This is a genomic window from Paracoccus beibuensis (assembly GCF_026162625.1).
Taxonomy (GTDB): Bacteria; Pseudomonadota; Alphaproteobacteria; order Rhodobacterales; family Rhodobacteraceae; genus Paracoccus; species Paracoccus beibuensis.
On record NZ_JAOTBD010000032.1, the window covers coordinates 26,678 to 42,912 of the forward strand.

18 protein-coding genes are annotated in these 16,235 nt (G+C 68.1%); 12 read left to right on the plus strand and 6 right to left on the minus strand.

What is annotated here, in order from left to right; all coding sequences use genetic code 11:
- The first annotated feature begins 125 nt into the window (after positions 1 to 125).
- The gene (locus tag OC159_RS15835) at positions 126 to 587 is read left to right on the plus strand and encodes a hypothetical protein (protein ID WP_265502139.1); all 462 of its coding nucleotides are present in this window, start codon (positions 126 to 128) and stop codon (positions 585 to 587) included.
- Between the two features lie 3 nt (positions 588 to 590).
- Here the strand turns inward: OC159_RS15835 and OC159_RS15840 are convergent, their stop codons facing one another.
- The 3 genes from OC159_RS15840 to mnmD form a co-directional block, all read right to left on the minus strand.
- Positions 591 to 1,352, minus strand: coding sequence for an ABC transporter permease (locus OC159_RS15840; RefSeq protein WP_407674145.1), 762 nt, complete (start codon positions 1,350 to 1,352; stop codon positions 591 to 593).
- A 5-nt stretch (positions 1,353 to 1,357) separates the two neighbouring features.
- Positions 1,358 to 2,284, minus strand: coding sequence for an ABC transporter ATP-binding protein (locus tag OC159_RS15845; RefSeq protein ID WP_265502141.1), 927 nt, complete (start codon positions 2,282 to 2,284; stop codon positions 1,358 to 1,360).
- 297 nt (positions 2,285 to 2,581) lie between these two features.
- A complete protein-coding gene (gene mnmD, locus OC159_RS15850) occupies positions 2,582 to 3,256 on the minus strand; it encodes a tRNA (5-methylaminomethyl-2-thiouridine)(34)-methyltransferase MnmD (RefSeq protein WP_265502142.1) in 675 nt (224 codons plus the stop codon).
- A gap of 30 nt (positions 3,257 to 3,286) precedes the next feature.
- On the opposite strand from mnmD, the gene OC159_RS15855 reads away from it, so the two are divergent.
- The 10 genes from OC159_RS15855 to OC159_RS20220 all read left to right on the plus strand — a co-directional run bounded on the left by OC159_RS15855 (position 3,287) and on the right by OC159_RS20220 (position 11,987).
- Positions 3,287 to 4,324: an NAD(P)/FAD-dependent oxidoreductase gene (locus tag OC159_RS15855; protein ID WP_265502143.1), complete on the plus strand. Its 1,038-nt coding sequence runs from the start codon at positions 3,287 to 3,289 to the stop codon at positions 4,322 to 4,324.
- A gap of 52 nt (positions 4,325 to 4,376) precedes the next feature.
- Complete coding sequence (locus OC159_RS20025) at positions 4,377 to 5,648, plus strand: DUF4202 family protein (RefSeq protein ID WP_322626737.1); 1,272 nt, start codon at positions 4,377 to 4,379, stop codon at positions 5,646 to 5,648.
- A 71-nt stretch (positions 5,649 to 5,719) separates the two neighbouring features.
- Entirely contained in the window at positions 5,720 to 6,154 is a 435-nt protein-coding gene (locus OC159_RS15870) for a MarR family winged helix-turn-helix transcriptional regulator (RefSeq protein ID WP_265502144.1), read from the plus strand.
- Positions 6,151 to 6,963, plus strand: coding sequence for an enoyl-CoA hydratase family protein (locus tag OC159_RS15875; RefSeq protein WP_265502145.1), 813 nt, complete (start codon positions 6,151 to 6,153; stop codon positions 6,961 to 6,963). The genes OC159_RS15870 and OC159_RS15875 overlap by 4 nt, the downstream gene beginning before the upstream one ends.
- Positions 6,964 to 7,010: 47 nt before the next feature.
- Positions 7,011 to 8,138 carry an acyl-CoA dehydrogenase family protein gene (locus OC159_RS15880; RefSeq protein ID WP_265502146.1) on the plus strand — a complete coding sequence of 376 codons (1,128 nt, stop codon included), beginning with the start codon at positions 7,011 to 7,013 and terminating at the stop codon, positions 8,136 to 8,138.
- Positions 8,135 to 8,524, plus strand: coding sequence for an acyl-CoA thioesterase (locus OC159_RS15885; RefSeq protein ID WP_265502147.1), 390 nt, complete (start codon positions 8,135 to 8,137; stop codon positions 8,522 to 8,524). Before OC159_RS15880 ends, OC159_RS15885 begins: the two co-directional genes overlap by 4 nt.
- A 30-nt stretch (positions 8,525 to 8,554) precedes the next feature.
- The gene (locus OC159_RS15890; protein ID WP_265502148.1) at positions 8,555 to 10,174 is read left to right on the plus strand and encodes an AMP-binding protein; all 1,620 of its coding nucleotides are present in this window, start codon (positions 8,555 to 8,557) and stop codon (positions 10,172 to 10,174) included.
- The gene (locus OC159_RS15895) at positions 10,171 to 10,992 is read left to right on the plus strand and encodes a tryptophan 2,3-dioxygenase (RefSeq protein ID WP_265502149.1); all 822 of its coding nucleotides are present in this window, start codon (positions 10,171 to 10,173) and stop codon (positions 10,990 to 10,992) included. Before OC159_RS15890 ends, OC159_RS15895 begins: the two co-directional genes overlap by 4 nt.
- Before the next feature lie 183 nt (positions 10,993 to 11,175).
- Positions 11,176 to 11,472, plus strand: coding sequence for a BolA/IbaG family iron-sulfur metabolism protein (locus OC159_RS20215; protein ID WP_407674143.1), 297 nt, complete (start codon positions 11,176 to 11,178; stop codon positions 11,470 to 11,472).
- A 32-nt stretch (positions 11,473 to 11,504) separates the two neighbouring features.
- On the plus strand, positions 11,505 to 11,987 hold the full coding sequence (locus tag OC159_RS20220) for a hypothetical protein (protein ID WP_407674144.1): 483 nt from the start codon (positions 11,505 to 11,507) through the stop codon (positions 11,985 to 11,987).
- A gap of 763 nt (positions 11,988 to 12,750) precedes the next feature.
- Here the strand turns inward: OC159_RS20220 and OC159_RS15915 are convergent.
- Both OC159_RS15915 and OC159_RS15920 read right to left on the minus strand, forming a co-directional pair.
- Positions 12,751 to 13,467, minus strand: a complete 717-nt coding sequence (locus OC159_RS15915; protein WP_265502150.1) for a GNAT family N-acetyltransferase — start codon at positions 13,465 to 13,467, stop codon at positions 12,751 to 12,753.
- Positions 13,467 to 14,207 (minus strand): competence/damage-inducible protein A, encoded by a 741-nt coding sequence (locus OC159_RS15920; RefSeq protein WP_265502151.1) that lies wholly within the window; start codon positions 14,205 to 14,207, stop codon positions 13,467 to 13,469. Before OC159_RS15920 ends, OC159_RS15915 begins: the two co-directional genes overlap by 1 nt.
- 107 nt (positions 14,208 to 14,314) lie before the next feature.
- On the opposite strand from OC159_RS15920, the gene map reads away from it, so the two are divergent.
- Positions 14,315 to 15,112 carry a type I methionyl aminopeptidase gene (gene map / locus OC159_RS15925; RefSeq protein ID WP_265502152.1) on the plus strand — a complete coding sequence of 266 codons (798 nt, stop codon included), beginning with the start codon at positions 14,315 to 14,317 and terminating at the stop codon, positions 15,110 to 15,112.
- A gap of 178 nt (positions 15,113 to 15,290) precedes the next feature.
- On the opposite strand, the gene OC159_RS15930 is transcribed toward map, so the two are convergent.
- The gene (locus OC159_RS15930) at positions 15,291 to 15,542 is read right to left on the minus strand and encodes a hypothetical protein (protein WP_265502153.1); all 252 of its coding nucleotides are present in this window, start codon (positions 15,540 to 15,542) and stop codon (positions 15,291 to 15,293) included.
- Between the last annotated feature and the right edge of the window lie 693 nt (positions 15,543 to 16,235).

The following is a 16,235-nucleotide window of genomic DNA, read 5'->3' on the forward strand; positions in this document are numbered from 1 at the left end:
CTTTTTTCTCCGGTTCAGGGAAAAGGGTAACGCCGGACATGGCCGGCGGGTTCGGCGGTCGCGCAGGGCGCTCCTGTCGCCGGATCGTGATTTCACCTCCGCCGCGTTTGCGGGATGATGGCGGCATGAAGATGATCCGCCCCGCCCTGATCCTGATCGCCGCGCTGGCCACAGCGACCCCCGCCCTGTCGCAGGAAGGGATTCGCCGCGCCGGCCCCTTCATCGACGTCTGGAACAACCGTGGCGGCAACGTGCTGCAGATGGTCCAGACGCGGCAGGACCTTGCCGGATCGGGCCGGCAGGTGCGCATCCGCGGATACTGCCGGTCGGCCTGCACGATCCTGACGACGCTGCCGAACGCCTGCCTGGGACCGCGTGCCCGGATCGGGTTCCACGCGCCGCGCATCCCTAACACGCAGATCATCCCGCCCTATGTCGACCAGATCATGGGCAACTTCTATCGCGGCAGCATCCGCGACCGCTGGTTCGGCGGCTGGAATCGGTCGATGGAGATGCAGGTGATCAGCGCCCGCGAATATGTCCGGATGGACCCGCAGGCGCGCATCTGCGACAGCATCAAGCCGTAGGGGTCATTCGCGCAGCCGCCAGCCGGTGGCGAAGATCCAGCGGATCACGGCCATGCAGACGACGACCATCAGCGCCACGGCGAACAGCGACGTCCCCACCGGCACGTCGGCCAGCCCGAAGAACGCCCACCGGAACCCCGAGATCAGGTAGAGCACCGGGTTCAGCTTGGCCACACCTTCCCAGAAGGGCGGCAGCATGCTGGCCGAATAGAAGGCGCCGCCCAGGAAGACCAGCGGCATGATGACCATCATCGGCACGATCTGCAGCTGTTCGAACGACTTGGCCCACAGCCCGATGATGAAGCCCAGCAGGCTGAAGCCCAAAGACGACAGGACCAGGAAGGCCACCATCCAGAACGGGTGCAGGATATGGACGCCCACGAAGACGAAGCTGGTCAGCAGGATCACCAGCGCGATCATGATCGCCTTGACGGCGGCCGCGCCGACGAAACCCAGGGTGACCTCGATCCAGCCGACGGGGGACACGAGGTATTCGAAGATCGTCCCGCTGAACTTGGGGAAATAGATCCCGAAGCTGGCGTTGCTGACGGCCTGCTGCAGCACGGTCAGCATCATCAGGCCCGGCACGATGAAGGCGCCGTACTCCACGCCCTCGACCGACTGGATGCGCCCGCCGATGGCCGCGCCGAAGACCACGAAATAGAGTACCGTCGACAGCACCGGGGAGGCCAGCGACTGCCAGATGGTGCGGAAGAAGCGAGTCATCTCGTGGTGGAAGATGGCCCAGATGCCGTGCCAGTTCAGCGCGCTCATGCTGCGTCCTCCGACACGAGGGACAGGAAGACCTCTTCCAGGCTGGATTGGCGGGTGGACACGTCGCGCACGGTGATCCCGCGCGCCGCCAGGTCGCCCAGCAGGCGGGCGATGCCGGTGCGTTCGGCCCGCGTGTCATAGTCATAGCGCAGGTGGCGTCCATCCGTCAGCACAACGCCGCGGTCGGCCAGGTCGCCCGGCACCGCGTCCAGCGGGGTATCCAGCTCGATGTTCAGTGTCTTCTTGCCGAATTCGCCCATCAGTTCGGCCGTGGGGCGAACCAGCAGCAGCCGGCCCTTGGCGATGACGCCGACGCGGTCGGCCATCTCCTCGGCCTCCTCGAGGTAGTGGGTGGTCAGGATGATCGTCACGCCCTCGCGGCGCAGGTCGCCCACGACCTGCCACATCTCGCGGCGCAGCGCGACATCGACCCCGGCGGTCGGTTCGTCCAGGAACAGGACCTTCGGCTGGTGCGACAGGGCCTTGGCGATCAGCACGCGGCGCTTCATGCCGCCCGACAGTTCGCGCGTCGCGGCATCGCGCTTGTCCCACAAGGCCAGCGCCCGCAGGATGCGTTCGATATAGGCGTCGTCCGGCGGCATGCCGTAAAGGCCGCGCGTGAAGCGGACGCAGTTGATGACCTTCTCGAACGGCTCGAGCGCGATTTCCTGCGGCACGAGGCCTATGAGCTTGCGCGCGCCGCGCCAGTCGGTGCGGATGTCGTGGCCGCCCACGCGGACCGTGCCGCCCGTCGGTACAACCAGCCCGCAGATGATCGAGATCATGGTCGTCTTGCCCGCGCCGTTCGGTCCCAGAAGGGCGATGATCTCTCCCTCGTCGATGGTCAGGCTGACATCGTCCAAAGCCTTGGTTCCGCTGCCGTATTGCTTCGACAGGTGGTCAATTTCGATGATCGCGCCCATGCGCCCCTCCGGTTGGTCGTGATGGCGGGCCGCATGCGCCCGGCCCGCAGATATGCATCGCCCGCACGGATTGCCAGAGCGGCAACCCGAGTCTGCCCGTGGCCGCAGGCTTGCACCGACAGGCGCGGCGGGGCAAGCACATCGGAAACTGCACATCCTCGTGGCGGCAAGGCCGGGTTTCGGCGCGCAATGCGTTCCGCAGCCGAAATTCCGCTTGCCTCCGCTGCCGGCGGGAAGAGGCGCGGGCGGCGTCCCCCATCGAGGGGGCCGCCGCCCGCCGGGGCCTGCCGGCCCCGATCAGCCCCGCAAGCGCCCCACGCTCATGTGCCGCTTGCGGCCGAAACCGGGGCGACGGAAGACATCGAACCCGGCCTCCGACAAAGCGCGGCGGACGTGGCCGGCTGCGGTATATGTTGCAAAGCTGCCCCCGACAGCGGTGTGCCGACCGACCGCGGCCATGAGATCGGGATGCCACATCTGCGGGTTCTTCGCGGGTGAGAAGCCGTCGAGGAACCAGGCATCGGCCATGCCCGCCCACTGCGGCAGCTTCTGCCGGACATCCCCCAGCACCAGCGTCAGGCTGACCTGACCGACCTGGAACTGCGTTCGACCCCACTCTTTGCGCAGCTGGAAAGCGAGGTCCGCCAGTTCGGGAAAGGCCGCATGTGCCTGCGCCAGCTGGGCGGTGGACATGGGATAGGCTTCGAAGCTGGTCATGCGGATCGGCACCTGCGCCACCTGCGCCAGCGCCAGCGCGTTCAGGCCGGTGCCGAAGCCAAGCTCGGCCAAGTGAAAGCCGGGGACCAGCCGTGCGGGCAGATCGTTCCCGTCCAGGAAGACGTGGCGGGTCTCGGCCAGCCCTCCTACCAGACTGAAATAGGGGTCGTTGAAGCGGGTGGAGACCGGCACGCCGCCGTCGCGCCAGTCCAGCGCAGGCTCGTCTTCGGGGCGGGGATCGGATAGATCGCTCATGCATGGCAGCTTTCGGGGAAGGGCAGCGATTTGGCAAGTGACGGGACGATCCACGTGGCGGGCGCGGGCATCTTCGGCCTGGCCTGCGCATGGGCGCTGCTGCAACGTGGCGCGAGGGTGCGAGTCTTCGAGGTTGACCGAATCGGCGCGGGATCGTCCGGCGGCCATGTCGGCGCGTTGGCCCCCCACGCGCCCGAGAACTGGAACCCGAAGAAGGCGCTGCAGCTGGAGAGCCTGCTGTCGGCGGCGGACTTCTGGGCGGAAGTCGAGGCCGTGTCGGCCCTGCCCTCTGGCTATGTCCGGACCGGACGGCTGCAGCCGGTGGCCGACGCCGAAACGGCTGCGCGCCTGCAGGACCGCATCGCGGCGGCGACACTGAACTGGCCGGGCGCGATGGGCATGTCGCTGATCGACCGCCCGCAGGGGGCGCTGGTCCCCAACAGCCCCACCGGCCTCTGGCTGCTGGACGGGCTGACGGCGCGATTGAACCCGCGCGCCGTGCTGGCCGCGCTGGCGGGCGCAATCCGCGCCGGGGGCGGAGAGATCGACGAAGGCAGACCGGCACCCGCCGATCATGCGCCCACGATCTGGGCCACAGGGACGGCGGGGCTGCTGGATCTGAACGCGGCGCTGGACCGCAGGATCGGGCAAGGGGTCAAGGGGCAGTCGCTGCTGGTGGGCTTTGCGGCACCCGACAGCCCGCAGGTCTTCGCCGACGGGCTGCACATCGTGCCTCATGCGGACGGGACGACCGCCATCGGCTCGACCTCGGAAAACAGCTTTGACCATGACCGGCCCGACGAACAGGCGGACGCGCTGCTGGCGCGGGCAGTGGCGACCTGCCCGGCCTTGGCCGGCGCGCCGGTGCTGGATGTCTGGGCAGGGCTGCGGCCCCGCGCCCGGAGCCGCGCGCCGGTTCTGGCGCCCTGGCCCGGCCGCCCCGGCCACCTGATCGCCAATGGCGGCTTCAAGATCGGCTTCGGCATGGCGCCGCTGATCGCGGACCTGGCGGCGCAGGTGGTGCTGGACGGGCGGCGCGACCTGCCCGACCTGTTCGCCCTGCCCTGACGGCTTGCGCCGCGCCCCCGGCAGGCGGCACAGTGGCGCAAAGGAGACGCCCATGACCACCCGCCTCGACCACGCCTTCGCCGCCATCGACGCCGCCAATTCGCAGGACCCGAACTGGGAGGAGGGCAAGCCAGCCAACCTCCTCTATGGCCAGCGCATGGCCGAGGAACAGCAGCGGATGTTCCCACAGGCCGACGACGTGCTGCGCATCGCCTGCCGGGGCCAGCATATCGAACGCTGGACCCTGCCCCGCAGCGACTTTCCGATGAGCCGCCCAGGTTATCTGCAGTGGCGGCAGGAACAGGGCCGCCGACATGCCGGGCGCATCGCGGGCATCATGGCCGACGCCGGCTATCCGGCCGAGGATATCGACCGGGCGCGCCGGATGCTGACCAAGCAGGGGATCAAACGCGACCCGCAGGTGCAGGCGCTGGAGGACGTGATCTGCTTCACCTTCATCCGCTGGTACCTGGGCGACTTCATGGCAGCGATTTCGGACGAGAAGATGCCGCGGATCATCGAGAAGACCGCCCGCAAGATGTCGGCCGAAGCCCGCGCCCGCGCGCTGGCGGAATTCCCGATGCCCGAGACCTTCGCGGTCTATTTCCGCGACGCAGACGAGAGCCGCCCCGTGAGGCGCGCCGTGATCGTGTCGCACGGCCAGCCGGGCGACCCTGAACCTCAGCAGGCCGCCATCGAGGCGCTGGCGGCCGAGGTGGCACGGCACGATCCGGGGCTGGAGGTGCTGGGCGCGACGCTTGCCATGCCGGGGGCGCTGGCCCGCACCTGCCGCAGCGATTGCGTGATCTATCCGATGTTCATGGCCGAAGGCTGGTTCACCAGCACTGAACTGCCCCGCCGCCTGATCGAGGCCGGCGCACCGGGGGCGCATATCATGCGCCCATTCGGAACCGATCCGGGTCTGCCGGACCTGATCGTGGACAAGGTGCGGCAGGCAGCCGAGGCCGAGCGCTGGACGCTGGACCAGGTCACGCTGCTCTTGTCGGCGCACGGATCGCAGCGCAGCCAGGCCAGCTTCCAGATCACCACCGCGCTGGCCGAGCGCCTGTCGCCGCAGTTCGCCCGCCTCGTCACCGGATTCGTTGAGCAGGAGCCGTTCATTGCCGACGCGGCGCGCGGGCTGGACCGTGCCATCAGCCTGCCGCTGTTCGCGCTGCGGGCCGAACACGTGCTGGAGGATCTGCCGGAGGCCCTGGATCAGGCCGGATTCACCGGACCGCGACTGGACCCGATCGGGCTGGCGCCTGAAGTTCCGGCAATGATCGCGCGATCCATCGCGACCGAAGTTTCAAGCTTGAAATAATATACGGCCCGTGCCAGCCTCCGTGACAGGAGGTGGCACGGCATGACGACATCCCGCCAGCAGGCCCACGCATGAGCGAGCTGTCCAAGCGTCGGCTGAAGACCTGGATCCGCCTGCTTGGCGTGACACGGACGGCCGAGAACCGCCTGCGCGACTACCTGCGGCGCGAACACGCCACCACCCTGCCGCGCTTTGACGTCATGGCCGCGCTGTGGCGGCGGCGCGACGGGGTCACCATGTCCGAACTGTCGCGCCTGCTGCTGGTATCGAACGGCAATGCCACGGCGGTCGTCGACCGGCTGGAGGCCGACGGGCTGGCGCGGCGCGAGGCCGAGGGCGGCGACCGCCGCCGGGTCCGTGTGCGCCTGACCTCCGAAGGGCTGACCGCGTTCGAAGCCATGGCCTCTGGCCATGAGGCCGAGGTGGACGACCTGTTCTCCGGCCTGTCCGAAACCGACCTTGACCAGATGCGCGAGATCCTGTCCCGCGCCGGGAGGAAAGAATGACCCCTGTCACCATGGCCGGCCTGACGCCGCAGCATTTCCAGTGGGAGATGCAGGGCCGCATCGCCGTCATCCGCCTGAACCGGCCAGAGCGCAAGAACCCCCTGACCTTTGAAAGCTATGCCGAACTGGGCGACTGCTTCCGCCGGCTGGTCCATGCCTCGGACGTGGATGTCGTCGTGCTGGCCAGCAACGGCGGCAATTTCTGTTCCGGCGGCGACGTGCACGAGATCATCGGACCGCTGGTCGGAATGGAGATGCCGCAGCTGCTGGCCTTCACCCGGATGACCGGAGAACTGGTGCGCGCGATGATCCATTGCGGCAAGCCCATCGTCGCCGCGGTCGAGGGCGTCTGCGTGGGCGCGGGCGCGATCATGGCGATGGCGTCCGACCTGCGGCTGGCGGCACCCTCGGCCAAGACCGCGTTCCTGTTCACGCGGGTCGGGCTGGCGGGCTGCGACATGGGGGCCTGCGCCATGCTGCCCCGCATCGTCGGCCAGGGGCGTGCGGCCGAGCTGCTGTATACGGGCCGGGTGCTGCGCGCGGAGGAAGGCGAGCGCTGGGGGTTCTGGAACAGCCTGCATGACGACGTCTTTGCGGCGGCAATGGATCTGGCGCAGGGGGTCGCCGCAGGACCCGTGTGGGCGCACGGAATCACCAAGACGCAGCTGAACCAGGAATGGAACATGGGCCTCGACCAGGCGATCGAGGCCGAGGCGCAGGCGCAGGCCATCTGCATGCAGACCCGCGATTTCGAACGCGCCTATCGCGCTTTCGTCGCCAAGGAAACGCCGGTCTTCGAAGGAAACTGAGGCGGTCGGGGCGCTGCCCCGGGCCCCGAATATCTGGAACACGGAAGATGGATCGAAGCTTTCTGGACTGGCCGTTTTTCGAGGATCGCCACAGGGCGCTGGCGGCGGACCTTGAGGAGTGGGCCAGCAGTCTTGCGGTGGATCACGGCGATGCCGATGCGGCCTGCCGGGCGCTGGTCCGCGACCTGGGCCATGCGGGCTGGCTGCGGCATTCCGGGGGCGAGGCGCTGGACGTGCGCAGCCTGTGCCTGATCCGCGAGACGCTGGCGCGGCATGACGGGCTGGCTGATTTCGCCTTCGCCATGCAGGGGCTGGGGATGGGGGCGGTCACGCTGTTCGGCAGCCCGGCGCAGCGGGACTGGCTGGAGCGGACGCGGGCGGGCACGGCCATTGCCGGTTTTGCGCTGACCGAGCCGGGGTCGGGGTCCGACGTGGCGCGGCTGGCGACGACGGCGCGGCGTGACGGCGATGGCTGGATGCTGGACGGGGAAAAGACCTATATCTCGAACGGCGGCATCGCGGATGTCTATGTCATCGTGGCGCGCACGGGCGAGGCGCCGGGCGCGCGCGGGCTGTCGGCCTTTCTGCTGCCCGCCGACACACCCGGACTGGAGGTCGTGAGCCGGATCGAGGTGATTGCGCCGCATCCGCTGGCGCATCTGCGGCTGACGGGCGTGCGTCTGCCGGGCGCTGCGCTGATCGGGCAGCCGGGACAGGGGTTCCGCATCGCCATGACGGTGCTGGATCATTTCCGGCCCACCGTCGGCGCGGCGGCCCTGGGCTTCGCGCGCCGGGCGCTGGACGAGGCCCTGGAGCGGGTCCGGTCGCGCGAGATCTTCGGCGCGCCAATGGCGGATCTGCAGATGGTCCAGGGGCACCTGGCCGACATGGCGCTGAAGGTCGACGCCAGCGCGCTGCTGGTCTATCGCGCTGCCTGGGCCAAGGACGGCGGTGCGGCGCGCATCACACGAGAGGCGGCGATGGCCAAGCTGCATGCGACCGAAACCGCGCAGCAGGTGATCGACCAGGCGGTGCAGCTGCATGGCGGGGACGGCGTGCGCAGCGGCACGGTGGTGGAAAGGCTCTATCGCGAGATCAGGGCGCTCCGCATCTATGAAGGGGCCAGCGACGTGCAGCGGCTGGTCATCGCCCGCAGTGTGCTGGAGGGCGCATGACCTATCGCCGCACCATCGCGATCGAGTTCTGCCACTGCGACCCGGCGGGCATCGTCTTCTATCCCCGCTATGCCGAAATGGTGAACCACATGGTCGAGAACTTCTTTTTGGAAGAGGTCGGCCACGGTTTCGGCTCCATGATGGCGGCGGGCCAGGGCATGCCGACCGTCAGGCTGGAGATCGACTTTCGCAAGCCCTCGCGCCTTGGCGACCGGCTGGAATGGACGCTGGAGGTCGAACACCTGGGCCGGACCAGCGCCCGGTTCCGCGTGACGGCCGAGGACCGGCTGGAGGCGCGTTCGACCGTCGTCTGGATGGCACGCAATTTCACGCCCTCGCCCTGGCCCGATGACATCCGGCGGGTGCTGGAGGCGCATCAAGGCTGAACGGGATCAAGACCAACAAGGACGGGGAAGATGGCAGCACTGGGACCAAGCGGACATACCGACAGCTTCACACGCGACAACCTGCCCGCGACCGAGGCCTGGCCGCAGATCGACCTGTCGGGTTTCGACTATCCCGATTGGCTGAACGCGGGGGCCGAACTGACCGACCGCATGGTCGAGCGTGGCTTCGGCGACCGCGTGGCGCTGGTCGGCAACGGCCGGGCGCGCACCTACAAGGAACTGTCGGACTGGACCAACCGGCTGGCCCATGCGCTGGTCGAGGATTATGGCGTCAAGCCCGGCAATCGGGTGCTGATCCGGTCGGCGAACAACCCGGCGATGGTCGCCTGCTGGCTGGCCGCGACCAAGGCGGGGGCGGTCGTCGTGAACACCATGCCGATGCTGCGCGAAAAAGAACTGGCGCAGGTGATCGACAAGGCACAGGTCAGCCACGCGCTCTGCGACACGCGGCTGATGGACGAACTGGTCAGTGCGGCCAAGGGGTCGGCGGTCCTGAACACGGTCGTGGGCTTTGACGGCACCGCCAATCACGATGCCGAACTGGACCGGGCTGCACTGACCAAGCCGGTGCGGTTCCAGGCGGTGCGGACTGGGCGCGACGACGTGGCGCTGCTGGGGATGACCTCGGGGTCGACGGGGGAACCCAAGGCCACGATGCATTTCCACCGCGACATCCTGGTCATCGCCGACGGCTATGCCCGAGAGGTGCTGGGCGTGACGCCCGACGACGTCTTCGTGGGCTCGCCGCCCCTGGCCTTCACCTTCGGGCTCGGCGGGCTGGCCGTCTTCCCGCTGCGCTTCGGGGCCAGCGCCGTGCTGCTGGAAAATGCGTCCCCGCCGAACATGATCGACATCATCCAGACCCATCGCGCCACCGTCTGCGTCACCGCGCCCACCGCCTACCGGGTGATGCTGCGCGCGATGGCCGAGGGGGCCGACCTTTCCAGCCTGCGCGTCGCCGTCAGCGCCGGAGAGACCTTGCCCGCGCCGATCTGGCAGGACTGGTGCGACCGGACCGGCAAGCCGATCCTGGACGGAATCGGTGCCACCGAGATGCTGCACATCTTCATCACCAACCGACTGGATGACAGCCACCCGGGCTGCACAGGCCGGCCCGTGCAGGGATACCGCGCGAAGATCGTGGACGACAACGGCCGCGAGGTTCCGCGCGGGGAACTGGGGCGGCTGGCGGTCATCGGTCCGACGGGGTGCCGGTACCTGAACGACGCGCGGCAGGCGGATTACGTGCGTGACGGCTGGAACCTGACCGGCGACACGTTCTGGCAGGACGAAGACGGGCGCTTCCATTTCGCGGCGCGCTGCGACGACATCATCGTGTCGTCGGGATACAACATCGCGGGGCCGGACGTCGAAGCCGCGCTGCTCGCCCACCCGGATGTGCTGGAATGCGCAGTCGTCGGCGCCCCCGATCCCGAACGCGGCCAGATCGTCGAGGCGCATGTCGTCCTGGCCCCCGGCGTCGCGGCCGACCAGGTGACGGTCGAGCGCTTGCAGCGCCACGTCAAGGATGCGATCGCGCCCTTCAAGTATCCCCGCCGGGTGGTCTTTTGCGACGCCCTGCCCAAGACCCAGACCGGCAAGATCCAGAGGTTCAGGCTGAAGCAATGACGGTCGATCCCGCATCCGAAGGCGCCCGCATGTCGTTCGACGGGCGCATGTCCTATGGCGACTATCTGAGTCTGGACCAGCTGCTGACGGCGCAACATCCGCTGTCGGATGCCCATGACGAGATGCTGTTCATCATCCAGCACCAGACGTCGGAACTGTGGATGAAGCTGGCGCTGCTGGAGATGGGCGCGGCCCGGGCGCGCATCGCCGCGGGCGACCTGCGGCCCGCCTTCAAGATGCTGTCACGCGTGTCGCGGATCATGGAGCAGCTGAATTCGGCCTGGGACGTGCTGCGCACGATGACGCCGTCCGAATATTCGACCTTCCGTCCGGCACTGGCGGAAAGCAGCGGGTTCCAGTCCTTCCAGTACCGGATGATCGAATTCGTGGCGGGCAACCGCAACATGGCGATGATCGGCCCGCATGCCCATCGCAATGATCTGGCCGAGGCGCTGCGGGCCGAGGCTGCGCGTCCGTCGCTTTACGACGAGGTGCTGGGCCGGCTGCGGGCTGCGGGCTTCGACGTGCCCGCGCGCGAGGCGCTGGACCGGCCGCACCAGCCCGACCCGGCGGCGCGGACGGCATGGGTCGAGGTCTATCGCAACCCCGCACGGCACTGGGAGCTTTACGAGCTGGCCGAGAAGCTGGTCGATTTCGAGGACTATTTCCGCCGCTGGCGCTTCAATCACGTCACGACCGTAGAACGGATCATCGGCTTCAAGCGCGGCTCGGGCGGAACTTCGGGCGTGAACTATCTGCGGCGGATGCTGGACATCGTGTTGTTCCCGGACCTGTGGGAGCTGCGGACGGAACTCTAGCGGCGCCCAGGCCGGACCTTCGGCCCGGGCGCCACCGACGACCTGCTAGGGGCCGTATCGCCCTAACATCGTGCTGAAGAAGTCGGTGCTCGACCCGGTTCGAGGAACATGGTTCCCCGTCGGGGATTAGGGCGGGGGTGATGATGCGGGGCACGGACGAGACGAGCGGGTCGCTGTTCAGCTGTGTCGATCCCGAGGCGCGCATCCGGCACGGCATCCGGCTCGCGCAAGATCCGGCAGGTGGTGAACGAGGCGCTGGCCAGCCTGGATGCCGAGTTCGAAACGCTCCATACCGTTTCGGTCGCCCCTCGATTGCGCCGGAACGCCTCATCGGGCCGGCCTGCTCCAGCCACTTCCATATCCGCCTCGCCCGCCTTCAAGGGCCTGTCGCGGGTCCAGCGGCACCGTCCGGTCCATGCCGCTCTGGGCGACATCGTGCCGCAAATTCACACGCTGTCGCTGGATCTGTCGGAAAGCTGATCCTCTTCCCGGACCGTTCGGAGCGGCAGCTGATGCAGGACAACCTGCCGTTCCGGTGGCTCGTGGGGCTGGGCATCGACGTCCGGGTCCGGGTCCCGACGGTGTTCACGAAGAACCGCGACCGGCTGCTGACGACCAAGATGCCGCGCAAGGTGAAGGCTGCGATCCCTGCCCACCGCGAGGTCGCGCCGCTCTTGTCGGACGGGCATTTTCCGGTCGACGGCCCGCCGGTCAAGGCTTGGGCTTCGATGAAGAGCTTTCAGCCGAAGCCGGACATCCTCTCGCCTGATGATGAGGGACCGGGCGACCCGCCCTCGCCAGGCACGACCGCTGCCGTCCAGCCCGGACCGGCCCCAGAGACCGTCCCGATGCTCCGCCCCACCCGCCCACGCCGCAATGCCGAAGCCGGCCTCCGAGGCGAGCGGCGTCCGGACGCCATCCATGCCTCGACGCCCGGCCCTGCAGGAAATCGCCCGGCACCGGCGCGATGCCGTGCTTCAGCGGCCATGCGCTGATGGAGAACCGCAGCGGCGATCCAAGGCGATCTGGCCGAAGCGGACGGCCATGCCGAACGTCGTGCCGCGCTCGACATGGTTCCGCCACTCCCCAGGATCGACCTGCAAACTGACCGTCGGGATATGACGCCGCCGGATCCGTTGCCGACCGGCGTCATCCCGCATGTCGCCCGAAAGGCGAGATATTCGGCGGTCGATGGGCGAACCACCCGGCACAAGGCTACGACCTGTCCCCGAAGCACCGGAAGCGGATCGAGGATCCCTTCGGATGGGCCAAGACCGTCGGCGGCATGGCACAGACCGTCTATCCCGGCGTCGCACGGGTGCGCGCCCGCTTCATCCTGACAATGGCGGCCAACAACCTGGCCCGGCTGCCACGACTGCTGAGCGCATGAAGACGAAAGGCGGCATCGGCCGCGCACACCGTTTGCCCCGACAGGCCGGAAGCTCAACGCAGCCGGGCCCGTCCCAAGAAAACCGCTCCGCCTCGGCGAGTTCTTTGGCAGGCTGGTAGGGCGGATCTAACCGTTGAGCGCCCGTGCATCCGCAAACGTGGAGATGGGCACGATCAGGCGGCTGCGGCGCGATTGCGGCGACGTTTTGAAAGCCTGCGGTCATCCCGAACCTGCTTGCCACATGTGACTGAGACGCCATGGTGGCCGCCGGGGTCAGGCTGATGCAGGAAGCTTCGTGACCGCGAAATGGCGCAGCGGTGGCGGGCAGATCGCCATTGCAAGCCGACCGGCAGTCCCGCCCAAGATCGTTATCGGAGGTAGTAGGCATAGCTGCCAACCACGGCAAAACCGAGGCTGGCATAGGTTGCCTGTGCGCCTGTATTGGCCCGACTGACGGCCAGCGCGATGCGCGTGGCGCCGTGGTCGGCGGCCCAGAAGGCGGCCTGCCGCATCATCCAGCCGGCCAGGCCCTGGCGGCGGAAGTCCGGCAGGACCTCGACGGCATGGACCATGCCGATGTCGCCGTGGCACGCAATGAAACCCGCCCCGGCAGCACGGTCGCGGATGCGACCCAAAAGCGCCGCCTTGGGTTCGGGCACCCGCTCCATGACGGCCTGACGGGCGGCGTCGATGCTGCTGGCTGCCCAGATCTCGCGCTGGATGGCCAGCGGTGGCCAGACGGCGAAGGCGGTGACGCGCGGCAGCGGGCGGTCGGTCAGCGCGGCGATCGGGGCAGCCATCACCCGCGTCGGCGTATCCGGACGGTAGCCGCGTGCCGCCAGAGCGGAGATGAAATCGCTGTCGTCGTCCCAGGCACGGAACAGCGGCGGCTGGTTCCAGGCTGCGTGCTTCGCCTCGGCCGCGTCAAGGTCGCTTTCGGACCACGGACCGACGGCGCGGGCCGAACTGACGCGGCCCCCGGCGCCCCTGCCTCGGCCAACGGCGATCCCGCCGAACCGGGCCACCTCGGCGGTGGGCCAGGTCGCCTCGAACGCGGCTACGATGGGGTCGTCGGGCCGCGCCATCAGAGACCGATCCGCGCACGCAGCGCGGCCATCGCCTGACCCACGCGGTCGGCATCAAGGCCCCGCACGACAAGATTCGTTCCCCAGCCCGTGTCGTCGCGGAAAGGATAGGACCCCAGCGAGAGGTCCGCGTATTCGTCGGCGACCGCCTGCAGATCCTCGGCCACGTCGCTTTCGCCGCGCCGCACCTCGACGGTCAGCGACTGGACGGGAAGGCCGCCGGGCAGGCGCGGGATCAACCAGTCGACCATGCCGCGGAAAACCTCGGGAACGCCCGCCATGACATGCGTGCCGCCGATCGAGAAGCCGGGCGCCGCCGACACGGCGTTGTCGATCAGCGTCGCACCCACGGGGATGCGGGCCATGCGCAGGCGGTTCTCGGTTAGCTCCATTCCCATGCGGTCGCAACGATCCTGCAGCAGAGCGCGCGCCTGAGGGTGGATCGCGACCGTGGTGCCATGCGCAGCGGCAACGGCGTCGGCGGTGATGTCATCATGCGTCGGCCCTATCCCGCCCGAGGTGAAGAGCAGGTCGTAGTCGCCCCCAAGCGTCCGGTCCAGCGCCCGGATCGCCGCCACGATGCGGTCGTGGTCGTCGGCGACGACGCGGATTTCCCGCAGGTCGAAGCCGGTGGCGGTCAGCACCTGCGCCAGGTGATGGGCGTTTCCTTCGCGGGTGCGGCCGGACAGGATCTCGTCCCCGATGACCAGGATCGCGGCGGTGGGGTTGTCCGACTGCATGGCATTGTCCCTTGCTTCATGTCCGTTTGGCCTATCTATGCCCGCCCCGAGGGCTGGAACAAGTGGTCCATCAGGTCTATCTAGACGCCAGACAGAAAGGATTTGCCATGGACCAGAGCCGTATCACCAAGGAAGGGATCCGCATCCATGCCCCCGAGGATTTCGCGGGCATGCGGAAGGCCGGGGCACTGGCCGCGCAGATCCTGGACGAGGTCGGCGACCTGGTCGCCCCCGGCGCGACCACCGGCGCGCTGGACGAATTCATCACCCGCCGCGTCGAGGAGCTTGGCGCGACCTCGGCCACCATCGGCTATCGCGGCTATCAGCATGCCAGCTGCATCAGCGTGAACCACGTCGTCTGCCACGGGATCCCGGGCGACAAGGTTCTGAAGGACGGCGACATCCTGAACATCGACGTGACGGTGATCCTCCACGGCTGGTTCGGCGACTCAAGCCGCATGTATGCGGCGGGCCGCGCGTCGTTGAAGGCGCAGCGGCTGCTGCAGGTGACGCATGACGCACTGATGAAGGGGATCGAGGCCGTGCGCCCCGGCGCGACCTTCGGCGACATCGGCGCGGCTATCCAGACCTATGCCGAGGAGCGGCGGATGTCGGTGGTGCGCGATTTCTGCGGCCACGGGATCGGGCGCGTCTTCCACGCGCCGCCGAACGTCCTGCACTTTGGCCGCCCCGGCAAGGGCGCGGTGCTGGAGGAGGGGATGTTCTTCACCATCGAGCCGATGATCAACCTGGGCCGGCCCGAGACCAAGGTCCTGGCCGACGACTGGACCGCGGTGACCCGGGACAAGTCGCTTTCGGCGCAGTTCGAACACTCGATCGGCGTGACTGCCGATGGGTGCGAGATCTTCACGCCGTCCGAGAAGTTCTTCCCGCAGATGGATTGACGGCGGCTGCCGGGCCAGCCCCGGAGGGTTCCACCCCCCGGACCCCCTGGGGCGGAGGACGTGCGGAAACAGCACTCGGCAAAGGGCACATCGCAACCAGACCTGCAGGCGGCAGATCCCCAAGATACGTCGCGACAGGGTGCAGAGATGGCCGATCGGAAACCTGTGACACCAGCGGTCAGCATTCAAGCGAATCGATCTTGTCAAGATCTTGGTATCTTCTGCATTGCCCCGCCTGCGCAGAAACGCTGCAAGCTGGTTGAAGCTTCACCCAATCCGACAGGCGCAGAATGATTTGCCGTGTCCGCGACGGCGCAACCAATGCGGTGATGCTCGACAGCGGGTCGTATCGCCACGGCACGAGGTCCCAGCTGCGGGATATCGGTCGTGCATAGGTGACGGCGGAGGGTGTCGGCAGGTTCGTCCACATGGTTCACGCCGGACATCTTGCTGATGGCGTCGAGCGCCACCCGGGATCGGGCGCGACCTTCAGTCCCGGCGCGGAGGGCGTGCTTGCGGGTCACGGGCGCACCTGGTCCCCGACCGGGTTGGCGTCTATTCCGGAGCTGCCATTGTCGATAAAGCAGATCAGGTCGGCTCACCGGTCTGCGGTGTCGCGGCTTGGTCTCTTGTAGAAACTGTCGCTTGAGCGGAGCCTCGCAAGCCTCGAAGCGTGCGGTTGGCGCAGTTGCCGATCTTGCCATGGCCGAGGTGGTGCCTCGCCGCTCGAAAACCCCGGCACGGCGGTAGAACGAAGGGTGGTCGACGAAGTTCGACAGGATTGAGCCAACCATCAGCCGCTCGGCCGGCAACCGGTGCTCGCGCCTGCACCACCGGCTGCTCTGGAAAACGTGGCACCCGCGGCTAAAGGACCTCTATCTGCGCCAGGACGACGTCGCGAGGTCTCGACAAGCCGCGCCGTGTCGCCAGAGCCGCAGCGGCAAAGGGTGCTGACGGGTGCGGTCGCCCGCCTGATCCGGGGAAGATGACCACGCTTAGCACGCCGCTGAAACAGTCGGCTCTCGAGGCGGTTTGCAGAACATGATTTGCTGCCTGGAAGAGGACGGCGGGGGTCATCATGCGCGGAGCGGACGGATAGAGCCGGTCGCTGTTCAGCTATCGA